22 protein-coding genes are annotated in these 21,054 nt (G+C 68.4%); 4 read left to right on the plus strand and 18 right to left on the minus strand.

The annotated features are described in order from the left end of the window. From AC1DXV_RS17335 to flgB, 11 genes are all read right to left on the minus strand, one after another. Positions 1-171: flagellin (locus AC1DXV_RS17335; protein WP_477934722.1), on the minus strand; the 171-nt coding region annotated here is incomplete at its 3' end. A 17-nt stretch (positions 172-188) separates the two neighbouring features. Then, positions 189-2,156, minus strand: coding sequence for a flagellar hook-associated protein FlgK (flgK, locus tag AC1DXV_RS17340; protein WP_477865956.1), 1,968 nt, complete (start codon positions 2,154-2,156; stop codon positions 189-191). A gap of 16 nt (positions 2,157-2,172) precedes the next feature. After that, positions 2,173-3,066 (minus strand): flagellar assembly peptidoglycan hydrolase FlgJ, encoded by an 894-nt coding sequence (gene flgJ / locus AC1DXV_RS17345; protein WP_477865957.1) that lies wholly within the window; start codon positions 3,064-3,066, stop codon positions 2,173-2,175. Next, positions 3,066-4,208 (minus strand): flagellar basal body P-ring protein FlgI, encoded by a 1,143-nt coding sequence (locus AC1DXV_RS17350; RefSeq protein WP_477934702.1) that lies wholly within the window; start codon positions 4,206-4,208, stop codon positions 3,066-3,068. Before AC1DXV_RS17350 ends, flgJ begins: the two co-directional genes overlap by 1 nt. A gap of 42 nt (positions 4,209-4,250) precedes the next feature. After that, positions 4,251-4,919 carry a flagellar basal body L-ring protein FlgH gene (locus AC1DXV_RS17355; protein WP_477865959.1) on the minus strand — a complete coding sequence of 223 codons (669 nt, stop codon included), beginning with the start codon at positions 4,917-4,919 and terminating at the stop codon, positions 4,251-4,253. 8 nt (positions 4,920-4,927) lie between these two features. After that, positions 4,928-5,710, minus strand: coding sequence for a flagellar basal-body rod protein FlgG (gene flgG, locus AC1DXV_RS17360; protein ID WP_477934704.1), 783 nt, complete (start codon positions 5,708-5,710; stop codon positions 4,928-4,930). 29 nt (positions 5,711-5,739) lie between these two features. Then, positions 5,740-6,471: a flagellar basal-body rod protein FlgF gene (flgF, locus tag AC1DXV_RS17365; RefSeq protein ID WP_477865961.1), complete on the minus strand. Its 732-nt coding sequence runs from the start codon at positions 6,469-6,471 to the stop codon at positions 5,740-5,742. A 22-nt stretch (positions 6,472-6,493) separates the two neighbouring features. Continuing rightward, on the minus strand, positions 6,494-7,756 hold the full coding sequence (gene flgE / locus AC1DXV_RS17370) for a flagellar hook protein FlgE (protein WP_477934706.1): 1,263 nt from the start codon (positions 7,754-7,756) through the stop codon (positions 6,494-6,496). 10 nt (positions 7,757-7,766) lie between these two features. Beyond that, positions 7,767-8,420 (minus strand): flagellar hook assembly protein FlgD, encoded by a 654-nt coding sequence (locus AC1DXV_RS17375; protein WP_477865962.1) that lies wholly within the window; start codon positions 8,418-8,420, stop codon positions 7,767-7,769. A gap of 40 nt (positions 8,421-8,460) precedes the next feature. Then, positions 8,461-8,883, minus strand: a complete 423-nt coding sequence (gene flgC / locus AC1DXV_RS17380) for a flagellar basal body rod protein FlgC (protein ID WP_047500521.1) — start codon at positions 8,881-8,883, stop codon at positions 8,461-8,463. Then, positions 8,883-9,296 (minus strand): flagellar basal body rod protein FlgB, encoded by a 414-nt coding sequence (flgB, locus tag AC1DXV_RS17385; RefSeq protein ID WP_477865963.1) that lies wholly within the window; start codon positions 9,294-9,296, stop codon positions 8,883-8,885. Before flgB ends, flgC begins: the two co-directional genes overlap by 1 nt. 161 nt (positions 9,297-9,457) lie before the next feature. Here flgB and flgA point away from each other — a divergent pair, with 161 nt between their 5' ends. The 3 genes from flgA (at position 9,458) to AC1DXV_RS17400 (ending at position 11,011) form a co-directional block, all read left to right on the plus strand. After that, entirely contained in the window at positions 9,458-10,174 is a 717-nt protein-coding gene (gene flgA / locus AC1DXV_RS17390) for a flagellar basal body P-ring formation chaperone FlgA (protein WP_477934708.1), read from the plus strand. Positions 10,175-10,289: 115 nt separating this feature from the next. Continuing rightward, a complete protein-coding gene (gene flgM, locus AC1DXV_RS17395; RefSeq protein ID WP_477874756.1) occupies positions 10,290-10,613 on the plus strand; it encodes a flagellar biosynthesis anti-sigma factor FlgM in 324 nt (107 codons plus the stop codon). 17 nt (positions 10,614-10,630) lie between these two features. Next, positions 10,631-11,011: a hypothetical protein gene (locus tag AC1DXV_RS17400; protein WP_477934710.1), complete on the plus strand. Its 381-nt coding sequence runs from the start codon at positions 10,631-10,633 to the stop codon at positions 11,009-11,011. 3 nt (positions 11,012-11,014) lie between these two features. Here the strand turns inward: AC1DXV_RS17400 and AC1DXV_RS17405 are convergent, their stop codons facing one another. The 7 genes from AC1DXV_RS17405 to flhB all read right to left on the minus strand — a co-directional run bounded on the left by AC1DXV_RS17405 (position 11,015) and on the right by flhB (position 19,995). Beyond that, complete coding sequence (locus tag AC1DXV_RS17405) at positions 11,015-11,764, minus strand: class I SAM-dependent methyltransferase (RefSeq protein ID WP_477934712.1); 750 nt, start codon at positions 11,762-11,764, stop codon at positions 11,015-11,017. 13 nt (positions 11,765-11,777) lie between these two features. Beyond that, positions 11,778-13,133: a methyl-accepting chemotaxis protein gene (locus AC1DXV_RS17410; RefSeq protein WP_477934714.1), complete on the minus strand. Its 1,356-nt coding sequence runs from the start codon at positions 13,131-13,133 to the stop codon at positions 11,778-11,780. Between the two features lie 19 nt (positions 13,134-13,152). Beyond that, a complete protein-coding gene (locus tag AC1DXV_RS17415; protein ID WP_477934716.1) occupies positions 13,153-13,866 on the minus strand; it encodes an RNA polymerase sigma factor FliA in 714 nt (237 codons plus the stop codon). A 20-nt stretch (positions 13,867-13,886) separates the two neighbouring features. Then, positions 13,887-14,672: a hypothetical protein gene (locus tag AC1DXV_RS17420; protein ID WP_047500510.1), complete on the minus strand. Its 786-nt coding sequence runs from the start codon at positions 14,670-14,672 to the stop codon at positions 13,887-13,889. 53 nt (positions 14,673-14,725) lie between these two features. Beyond that, positions 14,726-16,411 carry a flagellar biosynthesis GTPase FlhF gene (flhF, locus tag AC1DXV_RS17425; RefSeq protein WP_477934718.1) on the minus strand — a complete coding sequence of 562 codons (1,686 nt, stop codon included), beginning with the start codon at positions 16,409-16,411 and terminating at the stop codon, positions 14,726-14,728. Positions 16,412-16,747: 336 nt separating this feature from the next. Continuing rightward, a complete protein-coding gene (gene flhA / locus AC1DXV_RS17430) occupies positions 16,748-18,829 on the minus strand; it encodes a flagellar biosynthesis protein FlhA (protein ID WP_477869378.1) in 2,082 nt (693 codons plus the stop codon). Then, on the minus strand, positions 18,826-19,995 hold the full coding sequence (gene flhB / locus AC1DXV_RS17435; RefSeq protein WP_477869380.1) for a flagellar biosynthesis protein FlhB: 1,170 nt from the start codon (positions 19,993-19,995) through the stop codon (positions 18,826-18,828). Before flhB ends, flhA begins: the two co-directional genes overlap by 4 nt. Before the next feature lie 236 nt (positions 19,996-20,231). Here flhB and AC1DXV_RS17440 point away from each other — a divergent pair. Further along, positions 20,232-21,054: hypothetical protein (locus tag AC1DXV_RS17440; RefSeq protein WP_477934720.1), on the plus strand; the 823-nt coding region annotated here is incomplete at its 3' end.

A 21,054-nucleotide genomic window follows, 5' to 3' on the forward strand; every position in this document is an offset into this window, starting at 1 on the left:
GCCGCCAGCCGCCAGCGCCCGCTCGGCGCGCGCGGCCGCGGCCGGGTCGTCGCTCGCGCGGTTGACGCGCTTGCCGGTGGTGAGCTGCTCCTGCGCCGAGCTCAGGTCGTCCTGGCGCTTCATCAGCTGCTGGAGCGAGGCGTCGTAGGAATTGGAGGTGCTGATGCGCATGGTGCCGGATTTCCTGGTCAGCCTGCCGCGGTCTGCAGCAGGGTGTCGAACACTTGCTGGGCGACCTGCAGCATCTTGGCTGCGGCCTGGTAGCTCTGCTGGTACTGGATCAGCTTGGCGGCCTCTTCGTCGAGGTTGACGCCCGACTTGTTGGCGCGCGCCGATTCGGCCTGCGACGCAGCGGAGTCGGAGATGCTGGCCGCCGTCTGCGCACTCTGCACGCGCACGCCGATGTCGGACAGCGCGCTCGCGTACGCATCGGTGATGGTCTTGCCCGGCGTGACCGAGCCATTGGCCGCCGTGCTGCCGCCGACGATGTTCTTCGTGCCGATGCCGACGAAGGCCAGCGCATTGCCGTTGTTCGCCTCGGTCGACGTGGTCGGCGCAACCGACAGCGTGTCGCCGCTCTTCGGCACGCCGTTGAGCTTCAGCTCGAAGCCGTTCAGTGCGATCGGCGAGCCGGCCGTCCAGGTGCCGGTGCCGGTGGAGACCTGCGCGCCGGTCGAGTCGAGCAGCTCCCAGCTGTAGTCGCCGGTGTCGGACGTGAAGCTGACGTTCGCCGTCAGCGTGCGGTCCAGCGAGGTGCTCACCGCGGCCAGCGAGCCGAGCGTCGCCGTGCCCTTGTTGGTCGCCGTGAAGGTCGCGGTCACCGGCGAGGCCGCGGCGATGCCGTTCGGGTCGCTCAGCACCGCGCGCATGTCCTTGGCCGCGTTGCCCACCGGCTGCAGCAGCGTGCGATCGCCGGCCACCGAGGTGCCGGCCGTCATCTGGATCGTCATGCCGTCGACCGTGACGCCGGTGGCCATCTGCGCCGCACTGAACGGGCTGCCGACCGCGGCCGTGTTGTCCGACAGCCGCGTCAGCGAGTAGTTGGTGCCGTCGAACTGCAGCTCGTAGTCGCTCGCCTGCACCTGCGTGGTGTCGGTCAGCGTGACGCCGAAGGCCGCGTCGCCCGCATTGCTCGCGGCCGGCAGCGAGCGCGGCGCGCCCACCGCGTACAGCGGCGATCCGGGGCCGGCCGGCTTGCCCATGTCGAGGCCGAGCGATTGCTGCTGGTTGACCGCGCCGCTGATCGCCGCGGCCATCTGGCCGAGCAGGTTGCGCGCGTCGACCAGGTCGTCGTTCTGGAAGCGCAGCATGCCGGAGATCGAACCGTCGGACAGCGCATCCTGCGGGATCATCGACGACAAGCCGCTGCCCACGCTGATGCCGAGCTGCACCTTCGACGGGTCATACGGGTCGGCCACCGTCGTCAGCTTGTTCGCGTTGGCGCCCAGCACCAGCGCCTGGCCGCCGCCGACGAACACGCCGATGCTGCCGTTGTCGGCCTTGATCGTCGTCACGCCGACGAAACCGCTGATCTGGCTGATCAGGTTGTCGCGCTTGTCCAGCAGGTCGTTCGGCGGCTGGCCGGTGCCGTTCAGCGCCTGGATCTGCTCGTTCAGCTTGCCCACCTGCTGGGCCAGGCTGTTGACGGTGTCGACCGAGCTCTTGATGTCCTGCGAGATGCCGGTCTGCAGGCTCTGCAGCTGCTCGCCGGCCGCGGCGAACTTGTCGGCCAGCTCCTTCGCGCGGGCGATCACCACCTGGCGCGCCGATGAATCGGCCGGCTGGTTGGCGACATCGACGAACGCGTTCAGCAGCTCGCCGGCCGAGTAGCCGACGCCCGATTTGCCGGTGCCGAACACCGCCTCGACCTGCTTGAGCTGCTCGGCGCGCGCGGCGTCGCCGGCGGCGGTGGCCTTGGTGGCCGAGGCCTGCGTCGTCAGGAAGCTGTTGTACGAGCGCGTGACCGAGCTCACGTTGACGCCCTTGCCGAAGAAGCCGGCCCCGGTGAACTGGCCCTTCGCGGTCTCCAGCACCACCTGCTGGCGCGAGTAGCCCTCGGTGTTGGCGTTCGCGATGTTGTTGCCGGTGGCCTGCAGCGCCGCGTAGTTGGCGAACATCGCCCGCGTGCCGATGCCCAATAGTGCCGAAGAACTCATGCGTCGTGTCCTTCGCTTACGCGGTGGCACGCTGCAGGCGCAGCGTCGTGTTGATCATGTTGGTCAGCTTCTTCGCGTACTCGGGGTCGGTTGCGTACCCCGCGCGCTGCAGCCCGTTCGCGAAGCCCTGGGCCGAACTGCCCGCCGAGACCACCTTCGCGTAGCGCGGGTTGTCCTTCATCAGCTTCGCGTAGTCCTTGAACGATTCCTCGTAGCTGCCGTAGGCGCGGAACTTGGCCTGCACCTTGCGCGACTGGCCGTTGACGACCTCGGTGGTCGTGACGGTCGTCGTCGGGCCGGTCCAGTCCTTGCCGGCCTTGATGCCGAACAGGTTGAACGAGCTGCTGCCGTCGGAATTCCTGATCTCGTGCCGGCCCCAGCCGGATTCGTGCGCCGCCTGCGCGACCATGAAGGTCGCCGGGATGCCGGTCTCGGCCTCGGCCGCCTTGGCGGCGCCGTCGTGCAGCTTCAGGAAGCCCATCTGGCGCTCCTTCCCCTGCAGCGAGGTCGGCAGCGGCGCGGTGCCGCTCTGGCCGGTGGCCGCCACGGTCTGCGCCGAGGCGCTGTCCTTCGCCATGTTGGCCAGCGGCTCGCCGAGCTGGCGCTCCAGGTGCCTGGCGATCATCTCCGACAGCCCGCCCGGGCGGCCGCTCAGCGATTGCGCGAACTGCGTGTCCAGCAGCTCGGTGCCCATCTGCGTGCCGGAGTTCTCGAGCATCCCCGAGCTCAGCGTCGCCTGCCGCATGCTCTTCATCAGCTGCTGCATGAAGATGCCTTCGAACTGCTTCGCGGTCTCCTTGATCGCGGCCTTCGGGTCCTTCGATGCCGCATAGCGCAGCCCGTCGACGCCCTGGGTGTCGCTTGCCAGGCGCTGGCTCGGCAGGCCGGAGGGGGGCAGGTTGATCGCCATCAGATCACCTCGAGTTCTGCGTTGAGGGCACCGGCGCTCTTCATCGCCTGCAGGATCGCCAGCAGGTCCATCGGCGTCGCGCCGAGCGCGGAGAGCGCCTTCACCACGTCGGCCAGCTTCGCGCTCGCCGGCAGCTGGATCAGCGCGCCGGCCTCCTGCTTGATCGTGATGTCGGCCTTTTCCTTCGCGACGGTGGTGCCGCCGCTGGACAGCGGGGACGGCTGGCTGATCACCGGCGTCGTGCTGATCGTCACCGACAGGTTGCCGTGCGCGACCGCGCAGGCGCTGAGCGTGACGGTCTGGTTCATCACGACCGAGCCGGTGCGCGCATTGATCACCACCTTGGCGGCCGGTGCGGCCAGCTCCAGCGGCAGGTTCTCGATGTCGGCCAGGAAGCCGACGCGCGCATCGGGCGAGGCCGGCATGCGCACGCGCACGACGCGGCCGTCGATCGCGTGGGCGGTGTCGGCACCCATCTTCGCGTTGATGGTGCGCGCCACTTCGCGCGCGGTGCTGAAGTCGCTGGCGTTCAGGTCCAGCTGCAGGAACTCGCCCTGGTTCAGCGGCGTGGCGACCGCGCGTTCGACGGTGGCGCCTTCGGGCACGCGGCCGGCGCTCAGGTGGTTGATCTGCACCTTCGAGCCGGCGGCCGAGGCGCCGGCTCCGCCGACGATCAGGTTGCCCTGCGCGAGCGCGTAGATCTGGCCGTCGGCGCCCTTCAGCGGCGTGGCGATCAGCGTGCCGCCGCGCAGCGACTTGGCGTTGCCCATCGACGAGACGTTGATGTCGATCGTCTGGCCCGGCTGCGCGAACGGCGGCAGCTGCGCCGTCACCATCACCGCGGCGACGTTCTTGACCTGCATCGTGGTGCCCGGCGGCACGGTGACGCCCATCTGCTGCAGCAGCGCGTTCAGGCTCTGCTGCGTGAAGGGGGTGGAGGTGGTCTGGTCGCCGGTGCCGTCGAGGCCGACGACCAGCCCGTAGCCGACCAGCTGGTTGGTGCGCACGCCCTGGACGGCGGCGACTTCCTTGATGCGGGCTGCCTGCGAGGACAGCGGCCACCACAGCGCGGCGCTGGCTGCGACGACCGTCAGGCTGATCAGCAGTCGCAGGATTTTTTCGGTGGCAGTGAAGGCTTGCATGGTCGGTTCATCCCCAGAGGATGGAACCGATTCTGCGGAAACTTAAATGGGCAGAACGTTCAAAAAGAACCGCCCGAGCCAGCCTATTCCATTCGCATCGGCCTGCGCGCCGCGGCCGCGGTGCTCGATGCGCACGTTGGCGATCTGCGCCGACGCGACGCTGTTGCCCGGCTGGATCGCCCGCGGGTCGACCTGGCCCGAGAAACGCAGCACGTCGACGTTCTGGTTCACGCCGATCTGCTTCTCGCCGGCCACCACCAGGTGGCCGTTGGACAGGACTTCCGTCACGGTCGCGGTGATCGTGCCGGAGAAATCGTTGGTGTTCTCGGTGCTGCCCTTGCCGGCGAAGGTGTTCGCCGAATTGCCGGCCGCGTTGGAGCGCAGCAGCGCATTCGGGTTGACCAGCGGCACCGCGCTGACGCCGGCGGCGACCGAGCCGCTCTTGTCGATGGTGCTGGTGCTCTTCTGGCTGGCCGAGACCTTTTCCACGATCTGCACCGTCAGCGTGTCGCCGACGAGCCGGGCGCGGTAGTCCTCGAACAGCGGCCGGTACTGGCCGGACTGGAAGATCGAGCCGTTGTTCACCGCCGGTGCCGCGATCGCCTCGGGCCGCGCGCGCGTCGGCTCGGCCACGTCGACCTTGGGCAGCGGATAGAGCGTGCTGCAGCCGGCGAGCAGGGCCGGCGCGGCCAGGAGGGCAAATCGCTTCATGACGTTGTTCAGAGTTGGCTCAGTTTCTGGAGCATCTGGTCGGAGGTGGTGATCGCCTTCGAGTTCAGCTCGTAGGCGCGCTGGGTCTGGATCATCGCGACCAGCTCCTCGACCGGGTTGACGTTCGAGGTCTCGACGAAACCCTGCTGGATCAGGCCCAGCCCGTTCAGCCCCGGCGTGCCGACGTTCGGCGTGCCCGAGGCCGCGGTCTCGGTGAACAGGTTCTGGCCCTTCGGCTCGAGGCCGGCCGGGTTGATGAAGTTCGTCAGCTGCAGCTGGCCCACCGTCTGCGGCGCGGTCTGGCCGGGCACCGTGACGGTGACGGTGCCGTCGTTGCCGATGCTCACGCTCTGCGCGTTGGCCGGGATCGTGATGCCGGGCTGCACGGTGTAGCCGTTGTTCGTCACCAGCTTGCCGGTCGCGTCGACCTGGAACGAGCCGTCGCGCGAGTAGGCGTTGGTGCCGTCGGGCATCTGGATCTCGAAGAAGCCGCTGCCGCGCACCGCCACGTCCAGCGTGTTGCCGCTCTGCTGCAGGTTGCCCTGGCTGAAGCTGCGCGAGGTCGCGACCGCGCGCGTGCCCAGGCCCACCTGGTAGCCGGTGGGCAGCGTGGTCTGCTCGCTGCTGTTGGAGCCGGCCTGGCGCAGGTTCTGGTACATCAGGTCCTCGAACACCACGTGCGACTTCTTGTAGCCGTTGGTGGCCGAGTTGGCGAGGTTGTGCGAGATGGCGTCCAGCTGGGCCTGCTGGGCCTCCATGCCGGACTTGGCAGTCCACAAAGAATTCAACATGGTGGTGTTCCTTCAGGTTCCGTTGCGGATCAATTCAGCGACAGCAGCTGCGCGGCGGCCTTCTCGTCGCCCTCCGCGGTCTGCAGCATCTTCATCTGCGACTCGAACTGGCGCGCCGCGGCGATCATCGACACCATGGTCTCGATCGGGCTGACGTTCGAGCCTTCGAGCGCGCCGTCCTGCACGCGGGCATTCGGGTCGGCCTGCAGGTCGCCGGCGGTGGCGCGGAACAGGCCGTCGGTGCCGCGTTCGAGCGGCGTCTCGTCGGTCGCGGTCACCAGCTTCAGCTTGCCGACCGGGGTGATCTTGCCGTTGGTGCCCTTGGCGCTGACGGTGCCGTCGGCGCCGATCGAGATCTCGCTGTTGGCCGGCACCTGGATCGGGCCGCCGTCGCCGAGGATCGGCAGGCCGCTGCGCGTGGTCAGCGTGCCGTCGGCGGTGATGTCGAGCGAGCCGCCGCGGGTGTAGCCCTCGGTGCCGTCGAGCGCCTGCACCGACAGCCAGCTGTTGCCCTTCACCGCGACATCGAGGTTGCGGCCGGTCGCGGTGACCGGGCCGGGCGTCGCGTCGTAGCCGGGCGTGGTCTCGAGCGCATAGACGCGGGTGCTGGCGCCGCTGCCGAGCACCGGCACCGCGCGGAACGCGGCCAGCTCGGACTTGAAGCCCGGCGTCGACGCGTTCGCGAGGTTGTGCGACAGCGTGTCCTGCCGCTGCATCATGGCCTTCGCCCCAGACATCGACAGATAGATCATCCGGTCCATGACGGCTCCTCAGGTGTGTCGATCAGCGCAGGTTGACCAGCGTCTGCAACACCTGGTCCTGCGTCTTGATGGTCTGCGCGTTGGCCTGGTAGGTGCGTTGCGCGGTCATCATGTTGACGAGCTCGGCGGTCAGGTCGACGTTCGATTCCTCGAGCGCACCCGACTGCAGCACGCCCATGTTGCCTTCCGACGGAACGCCCAGGATGGGATCGCCCGACTCGTAGCTGCGCGACCAGTTGTTGCCGCCGAGCGGCTTCAGGCCCTGCGTGTTGCGGAAGTTCGCGAGCTCCATCTGGCCGGCCGGCTTGGACTGGCCGTTCGAATACGTCGCCATCACGATGCCGTTGTCCTCGATCGACAGGCCCGACAGCTGGCCCGGCGCGTAGCCGTCCTGCTTCAGGTCGGTCACGCCGAAGCCGGCGCCGTACTGCGTGGCGCTCGTCAGGTCGAGCTGCACGCCGGTGATGGCCAGCGTCTCGGCACCGGCGGCATTGGTCGTCGCCGGGATGTCCAGCGTGATGGCCCCGGCCGGCGCGGTCGGGTTGCCGCCGTTGGTCGGGAACTGCATCGTCGTCACCGGGGCCGGGTCGCCGGCGCCGTCGACCGCCAGCGAGGTGCCGTTGGCCGTCACGTAGACGTTCCACTGGTCGGTGCCGGCCTTCTGGAAGTAATAGGTCAGCGCAACGTCCTGGCCCTTCGCGTCGTAGACGGTCRGCGAGGTGGCGTTGTTGTAGGTCTTCGCGTCCGACAGGTTGATCTGCGGCGTGGTCGCCGGCAGCGTGGTGGCGGCACGCGAATCGAGGTTCATCTCGAGCGTGATGTTCTTCGTCGCGGCGGGGTCGATGCCGGCGGTCGGCAGTTGCAGCGGCACGGCCTGGCCGGGCTGGATGGTGCCGGTGCCGTCGGCCTTGTAGCCCATCAGCTTGAGCCCGCCGTTGCTGACGATGTAGCCGTCCTTGTTGACCTGGAACTGGCCGTTGCGCGAGTACACCGTGGTGCCGTTGTCGTTCAGCTGGAAGAAACCCGAGCCGTTGATCGCGACGTCGAGCGAGCTCTCGGTGGTGGTGATGCTGCCCTGCGTGAACTGCTGCGTCACCGCCGCCAGGTTCACGCCGATGCCGATGTTGTTCGCACCCGAGCCGTTCATCGCGGCGGCGTACATGTCGCCGAACTCGGCGCGCGAGGCCTTGGCGCCGAAGGTGTTGGCGTTGGCGACGTTGTTGCCGATGACTTCGAGGTTCTTGCTCGAAGCGTTCAGACCGGAGAGACCTTGCTGGAAGCCCATGGTGGTGTCCTTAGTTGAATGCCTTGACCTGGTCGTAGGTGACGCCGCCGGCCTTCTCGAGGTCCAGCACCAGGGTGTTGTTGGCCGTGCTGATGGCGTTGACCTTGTCACGCATCAGTGCGGTGCTCTTGAGGGTGGTGGCCCCGCTCATGGCCGTGACCTTGAAGGTGATGCCGCTGGTGTTGTCGTAGGCGCCGGCGTCCCAGTCGAAGGTGTTCATCCCGCTGCTCTGCGCACCGAGGTTCAGCGTCTGCAGCGTCTGGCCGGCGGCGTTCTGGATCTCGACCTTCACGTTGTCGGCGGCGGCGTCGATCTGGAAGCCGCCCGTGCCGACCTTGTCGGCGATGTCCATCTTGTTGCCCGGCACGATCACCTCGCGGCCGACCAGCGAGGCGCCCTGCACCGCCTGCATCTGCAGGAACTGGGTCGACAGGCCGCCCACCGTGCCGTTGAGCTTCTCGATGCCGCTCACGGTGTTGATCTGCGCGATCTGGCTGGTGACCTGCGCGTTGTCCATCGGGTTCAGCGGGTCCTGGTTCTGCATCTGCGCGACCAGCAGCTTCAGGAAGCGCTCCGAGCTCTCGGCCGCGGTGGTGGCGCTCGTGTCGCTGGACGACTTGGTGTTCAGCGCGGCGTAGTTGTTGGTGACGGTGTCGACGGCCATGGGGTGCTTTCTGGTTCAGTGAGTGCGAGGAGCGAGGGGCTCACTGCCCCATCTGCAGCGTCTTCATCAGCAGGGTCTTGGCGGTGTTCATCACCTCGACGTTGTTCTGGTACGAGCGCGAGGCCGAGATCATGTTGACCATCTCCTCGACCGCGTTCACGTTGCTGTAGGTGACGTAGCCCTCGGCATCGGCCTGCGGGTGCTTCGGGTCGTGCACCTTGCGGCCGGGGGTCTGGTCCTCGGAGATCGTGCTCACCTTGACGCCGGCCGATGCGGCGGCGCCGGCCTGGCCGAGCTGGCCCATCATTTCGGTCTGGAACGTGACCTGCCGTGCCTTGTAGGCCTGGCCATCGGGCCCGGCGACGGTGTCGACGTTCGCGAGGTTCGACGCGACCACGTTCAGGCGCTGCGACTGCGCGCTGACCGCGCTGCCGGAGACGTTGAAGATCTGGAACATGCTCATCATTGCCCCTTGATCGCTTCGAGCATCGTGCGCACGTTCGAATTGATGAAGCGAAGCGTCGCTTCGTAGTGCACCGAGTTGTCGGCGAAGTTGGCGCGCTCGCGGTCCATGTCGACCGTGTTGCGGTCGAGGTTGGTCTGGCTGGCGGTCGCGTACAGCAGGTTCGATTCGGCGCGCGCGCCGGTCAGGCCGCTCTCGATGCCGATGTGGCCGGCCTGCGTGGTCTTCGGCACCGCCGCGCCCTGCTGGCTGCCGGTGGCCTCGCGCAGCGCCTGGGCGAAGTCCATGTCGCGGGCCACGTAGCCCGGCGTGTCGGCGTTCGCGATGTTGCCGGCGATCAGACGCTGGCGCTCCGAGCGCAGCGCAAGCGCCTGGCCCTGGAAGTCGAGCGAATTGGTCAGGTTGTTCAGCATGGCGGCGTGTCCTTTCGGTCCGCGGCGTCGGTCGGTGCCGAGGCCATGGGCGATGTGAAAGGATTGTGGGCAGCGCCTCCTGAAACATAAGCGGGAATAGCGGCCGGTTTGTCCGCCATTTCGGTGCCTTGACCGGCACGCACCCCTCCTACAGTCGAGGCGTGAACCAAGCCCCTGCCCTTGTTGCCTTCGTCGTTGCCGCGACGGCCCTTGCTGCTTCCGCAGCGGAGCCGACGGCGGCCGCGTCCCCGCTCGAGCAGCAGGCGCTCTCGTTCGTGCAGGCTCAACTTGGCAACAGCGTGGGCAACAGCGCCCTGCCCGGCCGCGTCGAGATCGTCGCCGGTCCGCTGGACGCCCGGCTGCGCCTCGCACCCTGCCAGYAGGTCCAGGCTTATCTGACACCCAACACCCGGCTGTGGGGCAAGACCCGGGTCGGGCTGCGCTGCACCCAGGGTGCGACGCCGTGGAATGTGTATCTGCCGGTGACCGTGAAGGTCTGGGGCCGGGCGCTGGTCATGGCGCAGGCGATGCCGGCCGGCCAGGTGCTGGCGGCCGCCGATGTCCGCGAGGCCGAGGTCGACCTCGCCGCGGACGCCAGCCCGGCGCTGACGGACACTGCGGCCCTCGTCGGGCGCACGCTGGCCCGGTCGGTCGCGGCCGGCCAGGGCGTGCGCCAGGCCACCTTGAAGGCCAGGCAATGGTTTGCCCCGGGCGACACCGTGCGCATCCGGGCCGTCGGCGACGGCTACGCGGTGGCCGGCTCGGGCGAGGCGATGACCGCCGGGATCGAGGGCCAGCCGGCGCGCGTGCGCACCGAAAGCGGCCGTCTCGTGACCGGCGTCGCGGTGGCAGAACACCAGTTGGAACTCGCATTGTGAAAAACTGTCCCAGGCACAACAATTCGGGTGAAACCCCTCAAGTCGCCACCGGGCGGGCCGATACACCGTGCATGTTGAAAGGCCGGGGCCTCTGTCCCGACCCAAGGAGTCCTTCATGAGCATCAAGATCGGCCATCAAGCAGAAGCAGCCGCGCCGACCCAGGCGGTCGGTGGCGCCACGCAGAAACAAGGGGCGACCGCCAAGCCCGCCGAGCAGGCCCCCCAGGCCGTCGGCGCCGCGTCACCCGAAGCCAGCACGACCGTCTCGCTGTCGAGCGCGGCTTCGTCGCTGACCGGCACCGGGTCGGCCAGCGCCGACTTCGACGCCGACAAGGTCAAGCGCATCTCCGACGCGATCGAGAACGGTTCGTTCAAGGTCAATCCGGAAGCCATCGCCGACAAGTTGATTTCCAACGCCCGCGAAGTCCTGGGTCATTGATCGTCATGCAGCAGCCGGTGAATCCCGCGTACGAAACCTCGCCCGAACTCGAGGCCACCCTCGGCGCGGTCGAGACGCAACTCGCCGCGTTGGGCGAGGCGCTGCGCACGCGCGACAGCGCGGCGATCGACCTGCACGCGACCGAGCTGCACCGCTCGCTGGCGCGCGCGGTCGACCACTTCTCCCGCGCCGCCCGCAGCGGCCCGGTGCCGACCCCGTTGCGCGAGCGCCTGGCGCTGGCCGGCGGGCTGGTGGCGGCGCAGCGCGAATCGCTGGCGCGCGCCACCGCCGCGCTCGATCGCGCGATCGACGTGCTGATGCCGCGTGAGCGGCCGGCGGCGGTCTACTCGGCGAGCGGCCCGGCCGAACGCGGCAGCCGCGGATTCATTCAAGCCTGATGTTCAGCGCGCCTTGAACGGCGCCTGATACAGCCACACCGGCCGCCCATCCGGGCACACGTGCCGGGCCACCGGGCGCAGTTCCTGCGCCTCGAACTCCAGACTGGCCATCCACGCACCGGCGCGCAGCTGCTGCCGCGCCTTCGCGACCGCGCGCGGCATGCTCTCCGGCCGCTGGAACAGGTAGACCAGTTCGTACGCCGACCAGTCGGCCTGCCAGATGTCGCCGCGCGTCACGCGTGCCGGGATGCGCTGCAGCCGGCAGCGCAGGCCGCACAGCAGCCGCACCGGCCAGCTCCATTCGATGCCGTCGAGCACCGCGCGCGGATACGCCGCGTGCAACTCGCGCAGGCCATCCCCCAGCCCGCAGCCGGCGTCGAGCACGCGTGCGCCGTCCGGCAGCGGCACCAGCGCCGGCAGGCCGCGCAGCGCACCGCGCGGCGTCGGGAACACCGGCGCATCGCGCCAGGCATGGACGGGATAGAGGGCCAGCAGCGCGCCCATCGGCAGCAGCCAGGCCCAGGCGGGCAGCGCACCGGCAAGGCCGGAGGCCAGCAACGAGAGGGGGAAACCCAGCGCGACGAAGATGCGCCGCCAGCGCGTGCCGGCGACGATCGGCAGCAGCGCCAGCACGCCGCCGAGCGCGGTGGCCAGCAGCAGCGCGACACCGAGCGGTGCCGCAGCGCGCTGCAATCCGAAGAAGAGCCCCCAGGCCGCGGCCCAGGCGATCAGCGCGGGCAGCGGCCAGAGCACGTCGCAGCCGACCTCAGAAGTTGAACGCGAGCCGCATGCCGCCCCAGTGCCGGCCCTGCACCGTGATCGGTGCGGCGGCTTCCTTCAGCAGCACGAACTGGCCACCGCCCATGTCGCGGCGGTAGGTCTGCAGCAGGAACGGGCGCTGGTTGCGCGCCGAGGCGAGCCCGGTGCGGTCGTTGAAGATGCGGCGGTAGCGGCTGTTGGCGGTGTCCCAGGCCAGGTCGCCGCGCTGCGGGTGGCAGTACTTCTTGTTGTGCGTCGCCACGTAGCCGTTGCGGTCGACCGCGATGCAGAACACCACTTTCGGGCTCAGCGTCAGCACCCGCTCCTGCACCTGCGGGAACAGCCGGTCGGCCAGCTCGATGAACTGCGTCGCGTGCTGCGCCGGGTTGGTGCCCGGCAGCGACCGGTAGTTCTCGTCGAACAGGTTGCTCGCCGAAATCGTCTTGGTGCGCAGCGAATCCTCGAGCAGCTTGCCGATCTGCGCGGCTGCTTCCATCGCGGCCTGGATGAACGGCGTGTCCTCGGTCTCGATGCCGCATTCGGCCACCAGCTCGATCAGGTGCTCCGAGACCTTCAGGAAGGCCTCGCTGCGGCGCATCGCGCTGTCGAGCGCGGCGGTGGTCTGCTGGATCTCCGACTGCATCGCGCCCATCTGCACGTTGACGCCGCTACAGATCTCGCGGCTTTGCGTGGCCGCGGCGGTGATGCTCGCGACACCGGCCTCGACATCGGCCAGCGCCTTGTGGAACCCGCCCTGCCGGACCTCGCCCGGCTTGACGTGGATCTCGCGCGACAAGGCCTCGATGCGGGTGTCGAGCACGCCCACGGTGCTCATGATCGCCTTCGACGAGCCCTCGACCTTCGAGGCCAGATCCTTCACCGCATCGGCCACCACGCCGAAGCCGCGGCCGGCCTCGCCGGCGCGCTTGGCCTCGACCGAGGCATTGAATGCCACCAGCCGCGTCTGCAGCGCGATCTGCGTGATCTCGCTGGCGGCCGCGGCCACCTCGCGCAGCGTGTCGACGATGCCCGAGACCTCGGTGCCGACCGCCTCGACCGCGTCGCGCGCACGCCCGACCGCCTCGAGGCTGCCGGCCGTCACGTCGCCGATCGCCTGCTGCGCCCGGGTGACTTCACCGAGCTGGCCGGCCAGCGCGAGCACGGCCTGCGCCTGGCGCGCCGACACCTTGCTCGCGTCGTCGAGCAGGCCGCGCACCTCGGCGGCGTCGCGGCCGACGCTGGACGCCTGCTTGCCGATCGACTGCACCGCGGCACGCAGGTCGGGCTCGGCGGCCGCGCTCAAGGCGCTCACAACGGGCTCGACCGGCGGCAGCTCGCGGCCCTTGCGGAACATTGCAAACATGTGGTCTCGATTCCCGTGCTCACCACTCGCGCAGCTTGACGCGCAAGCGGGCGATGGACTGGCTGTGCAGCTGGCAGACGCGCGATTCGGTCACCTTCAGCACGGCCGCGATTTCCTTCAGGTTCATGTCGTGCTCGTAGTACATGCTCATCACGTACTGCTCGCGCTCCGGCAGCGTCTTGATGCCGTCGACCAGGGCCTGGCGCATGCGCTGGTCCTGCAGCTGCGCGAGCGGGTTGACCCCTTCGTCGGCGACGTGCCGGTCGAGGTAGTCATTGTCGCCATCGTCGCCCGACATGTCCTCCAGGTAAACCAGCTGGGTGCCGCGCACCTTGCCAAGGAGTTCCTGGTACTCCGGCAGCGTGACGCCCATCTCGCGGGCGATCTCGCTCTCGGCGGGCGCGCGGCCGAGCTTCTGCTCGAGCTTGTGCACCGCCGATTCGATGGTGCGCTGCTGCTTGCGCGTGCCGCGCGACAGGTAGTCGTTGCCGCGCAGCTCGTCGAGCATCGCGCCGCGGATGCGCTGCGTCGCGAAGGTCTCGAACTGCACGCCCTGGGCTGCGTCGAAGCGGCTCAGCGCGTCGGTCAGGCCGATCATGCCGACCTGGATCAGGTCGTCGATCTCGACGTTGGCAGGCAGCTTCGCGATCATCTGGTGCGCGAGGCGGCGCACCAGCGAGCTGTACTGCTTGAGCATCGTGTTGACGTCGAGTTGGCCTTTGGCGGTATACATGGGGTCAGCTCCGGGGAAATTCAGTTCAGGGCCTGCTGCGGGAAATCGCGGTACGCCGGGAATGCGGTGGCGTACGCGGTTTCGACAGAGGCGGCAGGCTGCAGCACATCACGGGCCCAGCGGCGCAGGGCCGGCGTGGGCGGATCGTTGACATCGGACGCAGGGTCGACGTGCATCCAGTCGCGCAGCACGGCGCCCAGGAAGCCATCGGCACACGAGGCGATCTGCTGCGCGATGCGTTCGGCGCGCGGCGAATGCGGGGCGGCGCCGAGCAGCAGGTCGTGCACCATCAGGCCGGCGCGCTGCGTCAGCAGCTTCATCGCGGCGTAGGCGTGGGTCACGCTGCTCGGGCGGTCGTCGGCCAGCAGCAGCGGGCGCGCCTCGCTGCGCATGAACAAACGGCACAGGTCGGTCTCGGTCGCATGCACAAGCACCACGTCGGCGTGCGGCGCGGCATCGGCGGCGGCGTGCAGGAAGTTGGCGGTGCTGCCGTGCGCGTCCACGTAGCGGATCGGCAGGCCGCGCGCGGCCAGGTACGACACCTGGTGCGACAGCGCCTCGACGCAGCCGGTCAGGCCGACGGCCGTCAGCTCGGCCGGGGCCGGCGCGCGGTCGGAGGCGTCGATCACCAGCACATGCGCGCCCAGCTCGCCGAAGGCGGTGCACAGGCGCTCCAGCATCACGCCGCCGAACGCCATGTTCGGGTTGGCCACCACCGGCACGAAACGCACGCGCGTCTGGCCGAACAGCTGGCGCAGGCCGTGGGCCTGGTCTTGCGGGAACGAGGAGTCGTAGGCGTCGTGCATGGGGCGCTGAGGACGAGTCGAGGGGGGCTGTTCTTGTGGGATCGGGCGATCGATCAGGCGTGCAGCGACCCGCGGGTGCGCAGCGCCGGCTGGCGCGCCGTGAAGATCAGGTTCACGTCGTCGGCATCCATGCGGTAGGCAGTGCCGGTGTTGGCGCGCAGCGCGCGATGCACCAGCGCGTGGGCCGACAGGCGGTGCCAGTCTTCGGGGACGCGCTGGCCGTTGGCGACGCCGACCACCTTCAGCTTGTGGCGGATCAGCGCGTCGAGCRCCGGCGCCAGCTTGACGGCTTCGTCGAGCTTGGACAGCACGATGCCCTTGCAGGCGGCGGCGCGGTACGAGACCATCACGTCCTCGATGGTCTCGCCCTGCGCGGCGGCATTGACGACCAGCAGCTTCTGGATCGAGCGGTGGGCCAGCATGTCGAGCAGTTCGCGGGTGCGGCTGTCGCGCTGCGCCATGCCGGCGGTGTCGATCAGCACCATCTTCTTGCCCGCCAGCAGTTCCAGCAGGTCTTCGAGCGAGGCGCGGTCGTGCGCGGTGTGCACCGGCACGCCGAGGATGCGGCCATAGGCGCGCAGTTGTTCGTGGGCGCCGACGCGGTAGGCGTCGAGCGTGATCAGGCCGAGGTTGGCGGCGCCGTGCTTGGTGGCGAAGGCGGCGGCAATCTTGGCGGCGCTGGTCGTCTTGCCGACGCCGGTGGAACCGATCAGCGCGTAGACGCCGCCCTGGTCTTCGAGCGCGGCGTCGTTCTCGCCGGTGATCAGGTTGCGCTCGAGGATGTTGGCGGCCCACGAGGTCTCGTCGCTCACGTCGTTCGGCAGGCTCTCGGCCAGCTTGCGGATCAGCGCCGGCGAGAAGCCGCTGTCGAGCAGCTTCTGGATCAGCATCGCCTGGGCGGGCTGGCGCTGCAGCTTCTCCATGAAGGCCAGGGCGCCGAAGCGCTCCTCGATCAGGCCCTTCATCGAGCGCAGCTCGTTCATCATGTCCTGCTGGTCGCGGCGCGCCGAGGCGTTGACGTTGGAGCGGGCATCGGCGAGCGAGACGACCGGTGCGGCGGGCACCGGGGCGGGCGTGTGCTGCTGGGCGTGGGCCTGGGCCCGTGCATCGGCCAGGGCCTGTGCATGGGCTTGCGCCTGCGCTTGGGCGGCGGCGGCCTGCTGTTGCTGCACGCGGATTTCTTCGCGCAGCACCGGCGGCTCGCGCAGCGTGGCGCTGCGGCCACCGACGGCCTGCATCGGCGCGTGCTGGGCCGGTGCCGGGTGCATTGCCTGCCGTTCGGCCAGGCGCTGCTCGAGCGCGGTCGGCAGCGACGGCTCATCGTCGGGCATGAAGCTGGGTTCGTTGTCGCGGCCGTGCTGTTGCTGCATCGCGGCCTGGCGGCGCTTGAGCATGCGCTCACGCACGTAATCCTGGAACGACAGCGTGCTCATCGACAGGCGGGCGACGTCGTCGCTGACTTCCATCGCCGGGGCGGGAGCGGGTTGCGGGGCCGGTGCGGGGCGGGCGGGCTGGGCGCGCGGTGCGGCGGCGCGCTTGGCGACCGGCGGCGACGGCGGGATCGGACCGGCGGCCGACAGGCGCTCGATCTGTTGAACGCTTTCCGGCGCCATGGCCAGCACCTCGACGCCTTCGGCGCAGGGCTTGGTCGAGAGCACGACGGCGTCTTCGCCGAAAGCCTGGCGGACCAGGGTCAGGGCGTCGCGCGAAGTGCGGGCGGTGAAGCGTTTGACGTTCATCGGGAGCTCCAGGAGATCGAGCAGGAACCAGTGGCAAGCAATGGCATCCAGTGTGTGAGAGCGCAGCCGGCCGCGGTCCGGGGATGAGCCACCGTAAATCCCTTCATTTGGGATGTTTCGTGCCGAGGGGGCACGGCGGTGGACAGGAAGGCAGAGGTCATGGGCGGACGCGGTGGATGCGTGCCGTCATTGTTCCGGGGTGGACCGGAAACTTGAGGCCGATGAGAGGGGGGAAAGCCGGCCTGTTTCTGTGGCAAAGGCGCGGGTGGGGAAGATGACAAGCGAACAAATGAGGGTTGATCCCGGGTTGTCACCCGGGACACCGGAACCACGCGATCAGTTCGCCCCGATGATCGACCCGATGCGGATCGAGTGCGTTTCCGGAATCTCGCTGTGCCCCAGCACCCGCAGCCGCGGCGCGGCGCGCTTCAGCAGCCGGGCCATCGGCGCGCGGATCATGTCCGGCACCAACAGGCAGGCCGGGTGGCCCAGGTCTTCCTGGCGCTTGGCCGAGGCAGCGGCGCTGCGCGTCAGCGTGTCGGCGACGCCCGGGTCGAGCACCGCGCCGTGCGGCGAGTTCAGCGCCTGCGTCACCAGGCGCTCCAGCTCCGGCTCCAGCGCGATCACCTCGAGCTCCTTCACCGGGCCGTAGATCTGCTGCACGATGGCCGGCGCCAGGCTGATGCGGATGCGCCGCGCCAGCTCACCCGGCTCGCTCGCCACCGCCGCATGCTCGGCCAGGCTCTCGACGATCGAGCGCATGTCGCGGATGTGCACGCCCTCTTCCAGCAGCAGCTGCAACACCTTCTGCAGGCTGGCGATGCCGACCATCTTCGGGATCACGTCTTCCATCAGCTTCGGCGCGAGCTTGGTCACGTGCTCGACCAGCTGCTGCGTCTCGACACGGCCGAGCAGCTTGGCCGCGTGCAGCTGCATCAGGTGCGACAGGTGCGTGGCCACCACGGTGGAGCAGTCCACCACCGTGAAGCCGTTCATCTGCGCCGCTTCGCGCTGGCGCTCCTCGATCCACACGGCCGGCAGCCCGAACGCCGGGTCGGTGGTGCGGGTGCCGATCAGCTGGGTGGTCGCGCCGCCCGGGTTGATCGCCAGCAGCATGCCCGGGAAGGCCTCGCCCTCGCCGACCACCGCGCCGCGCAGCGTCAGCCGGTACATGCTGGGCTTGAGCTCCAGGTTGTCGCGGATGTGCACCGGCGGCGGCAGGAAGCCGACATCCTGCGCGAACTTGCGCCGCACGCCCTTGATGCGCTGCAGCAGGTCGCCCTCGCGGTTCTTGTCGACCAGCGTGATCAGCCGGTAGCCCACTTCCAGGCCCAGCGTGTCGACCGGCTGCAGGTCGTCCCAGCTGGCCTCGGCATTCGGCTCGGCCACCGGCGCGGCCGGCGGCGGCGTGTTCCGGACGCGCTTGTTGCGCTCGTTCATCCACCAGGCCGCATAGCCCATGCTGCCCGAGATCAGCAGGAACACCAGGTGCGGCATGCCCGGGATGATGCCCAGCAGGCCGATCACGCCGGCGGTGATGCCCAGCACGCGCGGCGAGTTGAAGACCTGGCTCGCGACCTGCGTGCCGACGTCTTCTTCCTTGCCGACGCGCGACACCACCATCGCCGCCGCCACCGAGATCAGCAGCGCCGGCACCTGGGCCACCAGCGCATCGCCGATGGCCAGCAGGATGTAGCTGTCGGCCGCCTGCGACGCCGACAGGTCGTGCTGGGCCACGCCGATGATGAAGCCGCCGATGATGTTGATGAACAGGATCAGCAGGCCGGCCATCGCGTCGCCGCGCACGAACTTGCTGGCACCGTCCATCGAACCGAAGAACTCCGCCTCGTTGCCCACTTCGAGGCGGCGGCGCTTGGCCTCCTTCTCGTCGATCAGGCCGGCGTTCAGGTCGGCGTCGATCGCCATCTGCTTGCCGGGCATCGCATCCAGCGTGAAGCGCGCGCCGACTTCGGCGATTCGCTCGGCGCCCTTGGTCACCACGACGAAGTTGATCACCACCAGGATCGCGAACACGATCAGGCCGACCGCGAAGTTGCCGCCGATCAGGAAGTGGCCGAAGGATTCGATCACCTTGCCGGCCGCGCCAGGCCCGGTGTGACCCTGCAGCAGCACGACGCGGGTGGAGGCGATGTTCAGCGACAGCCGCAGCAGCGTGGTCAGCAGGATCACGGTCGGGAAGGCCGAGAAATCGAGCGGCCGCACCATGTAGGCCGCGACCATCATCACCATCAGCGCCATCGCGATGTTGAAGGTGAACAGCAGGTCGAGCGCGAAGGCCGGCAGCGGCAGCACCATCATGGACAGCACCATGATGATGAAGACCGGCGCCATCAGCGCCTTGATCGCCTTGGCATGCGGGCCGAGCCAGCCCTGGATCTGTTGGATCAGCGGATTCATTCAGTGTCCTCGGTGGCCTTCAGGCCGTACTTGCCGCTCTTCGGGTTGTGCGGATCGAGCTCGTCCGGCACGTTCAGTTCGGGCAGCGCGCCCGGCAGCGCGACGCGGCCGCTCAGCGCGGCACGCAGCTGGTAGACGTAGGCGAGCACCTGGGCGACGGCCGCGAACAGCGCGGCCGGGATCTCGCGGTCGACCTCGGCGTGGGCATACAGCGCACGCGCCAGCACCGGCGCCTGCAGCACCGGCACCTTCGATTCCTTCGCGGTGTCGCGGATGCGCATGGCCATCAGGTCGGCGCCCTTGGCGACCACGCGCGGCGCGCCCATCTTGCCTTCGTCGTACTTCAGCGCGACGGCGTAGTGGGTCGGGTTCATCACGACCAGGTCGGCAGTGGGCACGGCGGCCAACATGCGGCGATTGGCCATCTCGCGCATGCGGGCGCGGATCTTGGCCTTGATCTCCATGTTGCCTTCGACTTCCTTGTGCTCCTGCTTGATTTCCTGGTGGCTCATCTTCAGGCGCATCGCGTGCAGCTGGCGCTGCAGCGGCACGTCGACCGCCGCGAAGGCGGCCAGCGCCAGCAGCACCAGCAGCATGCCGCCGACGATGGTGCTGCCGACGTGCGACAGCGCCTGCGGCAGCGGCATCGACAGTGCACCGGCGAACATCTCGACGTGCGAGCGCAGGTACATCGCGCCGATGGTGCCGAGGATCAGCGCCAGCACGGCGCCCTTGATCGCCTCGATCAGCTGCTGCTTCGAGAACAGCTTGCCGATGCCGGTGATCGGGTTGAACTTGTCGAACTTGGGCGCGAGCGGCTTGAGCGTCCAGACCCAGCCGCCGGCCGCGACGGCGACGGCCACGCCGACCACCATCATCAGCAGGCCCATCGGCAGCACGACCCAGATCAGCTTGCTCGTGAGTTCGGCCAGCCGCTCGCCCATCGCCTCGGGATTCTTCGCCATCACGGCGTTGAACTGCAGGCCGGTGGCGAGCAGCTGCTTCAGCCAGCGCGACAGCAGCGGCGCCGCGGCCACCAGCGCCGCACCGCCGACCGCGATCGCCGCGAAGTGCGACAGATCGCGCGAACGCGCGACCTGGCCCTCGGATCGGGCCTTGTCGAGCTTTCGCTGCGAGGCGGGCAGGTTGCGGTCTTGGTCGGACATGGCGGGGGCGGTGGTGTGCTCCCGCGATTGTTCCGGGGTGGGGGCGGAACTTGAGCCGGATCAGAGGGGGGAAAGCGGCTCTGTTTCGTGACCATGCCCCCGCGTTACGAAGACTCCTCTCTCCCTGAGCGATGGCCCACGTTGGAACCCTGCAGCCGACGAAGTCACTTACCTGTGTCCCGAACAACAGGCGGCGAAGCGCGATCGTTTACGCCGCCAACTCAGAAGGAAGTTCCGTGATCGAATCAGCGAAGACAAAAGTCAGACACGGCTTTGACAAAACCCGTGACACCGCGAGGAGCGGAGCGAGGAAGCTACGCCGTGGCATCGCCAAGGCCGCTCACAGCGCAAAGGAATTCCTCGCTCACATTCGACTGAATGTCGGCAATGGAGTTTCTCCTCACGCCAAAACCTCATCGGGGCAAGATTCTTCCATTTCAAACGATCAAAGCAGCAGTGACGAGCACGGCATTGGATCGTCGACAAGTGAAATCGTTCGCCAAGAATCGCCAATAATGTACTGCCCTCACGACGATCAACGGGGAAACTACTGGATCAAATCCGCATTGGAACCGGAATCTTCGGAGAAGGTCCGTTCCGAGCAGCAGGAGTTCGAGTCCAAGATTCTCACCGCGATCAATCGCTCCCCTTCAACCCATGGAAGGAATGCGGGGTCGAGTCAGCGGGAGCGCCTTCGGGATCACATACAGGAAACCAAAGACAGCGTGACACTCAGCATCCTCGACCAGTTCGGAACATCGTGCCCTTCCGAACTTCGCAAGGGGATCCGTCAAGCGATCGAGACGACCGCCGCACCCGTGCATGCTCTGCTCCAGATTCACGCCGCCTTCAAGAACGCGAAAACCTTCCTCGATAAGTGGACCCGCGCCTACCCGTGCCGACCAGGAACAGAAGTCGACGGCTGCCTGGTCTCTCTTGCCGAAGCGACGTCTCCTGAATTCGTAGGACTGCTTCCCAGCGACCTCAGGAAGTACCTCAATGACGTCGAGCGGCAGATCAAGCACGAGCGCAATGACAGCGACAAATACCGCCTCTCCG

It is taken from the genome of Rhizobacter sp. P3_C12 (genome assembly GCF_056402735.1).

Bases quoted from the DNA above. Each gene is read 5' to 3' on its own strand.
- AC1DXV_RS17410 (WP_477934714.1), bottom strand. From the start codon at position 13,133: ATGTTTGCAATGTTCCGCAAGGGCCGCGAGCTGCCGCCGGTCGAGCCC.
- AC1DXV_RS17420 (WP_047500510.1), bottom strand. From the start codon at position 14,672: ATGCACGACGCCTACGACTCCTCGTTCCCGCAAGACCAGGCCCACGGC.
- flgM (WP_477874756.1), top strand. From the start codon at position 10,290: ATGAGCATCAAGATCGGCCATCAAGCAGAAGCAGCCGCGCCGACCCAG.
- flhB (WP_477869380.1), bottom strand. From the start codon at position 19,995: ATGTCCGACCAAGACCGCAACCTGCCCGCCTCGCAGCGAAAGCTCGAC.
- AC1DXV_RS17375 (WP_477865962.1), bottom strand. From the start codon at position 8,420: ATGGCCGTCGACACCGTCACCAACAACTACGCCGCGCTGAACACCAAG.
- flgC (WP_047500521.1), bottom strand. From the start codon at position 8,883: ATGAGCATGTTCCAGATCTTCAACGTCTCCGGCAGCGCGGTCAGCGCG.
- AC1DXV_RS17350 (WP_477934702.1), bottom strand. From the start codon at position 4,208: ATGCAAGCCTTCACTGCCACCGAAAAAATCCTGCGACTGCTGATCAGC.
- flgF (WP_477865961.1), bottom strand. From the start codon at position 6,471: ATGGACCGGATGATCTATCTGTCGATGTCTGGGGCGAAGGCCATGATG.
- flgG (WP_477934704.1), bottom strand. From the start codon at position 5,710: ATGTTGAATTCTTTGTGGACTGCCAAGTCCGGCATGGAGGCCCAGCAG.
- flgK (WP_477865956.1), bottom strand. From the start codon at position 2,156: ATGAGTTCTTCGGCACTATTGGGCATCGGCACGCGGGCGATGTTCGCC.
- flgB (WP_477865963.1), bottom strand. From the start codon at position 9,296: ATGCTGAACAACCTGACCAATTCGCTCGACTTCCAGGGCCAGGCGCTT.
- AC1DXV_RS17355 (WP_477865959.1), bottom strand. From the start codon at position 4,919: ATGAAGCGATTTGCCCTCCTGGCCGCGCCGGCCCTGCTCGCCGGCTGC.
- flhA (WP_477869378.1), bottom strand. From the start codon at position 18,829: ATGAATCCGCTGATCCAACAGATCCAGGGCTGGCTCGGCCCGCATGCC.
- flgJ (WP_477865957.1), bottom strand. From the start codon at position 3,066: ATGGCGATCAACCTGCCCCCCTCCGGCCTGCCGAGCCAGCGCCTGGCA.
- AC1DXV_RS17415 (WP_477934716.1), bottom strand. From the start codon at position 13,866: ATGTATACCGCCAAAGGCCAACTCGACGTCAACACGATGCTCAAGCAG.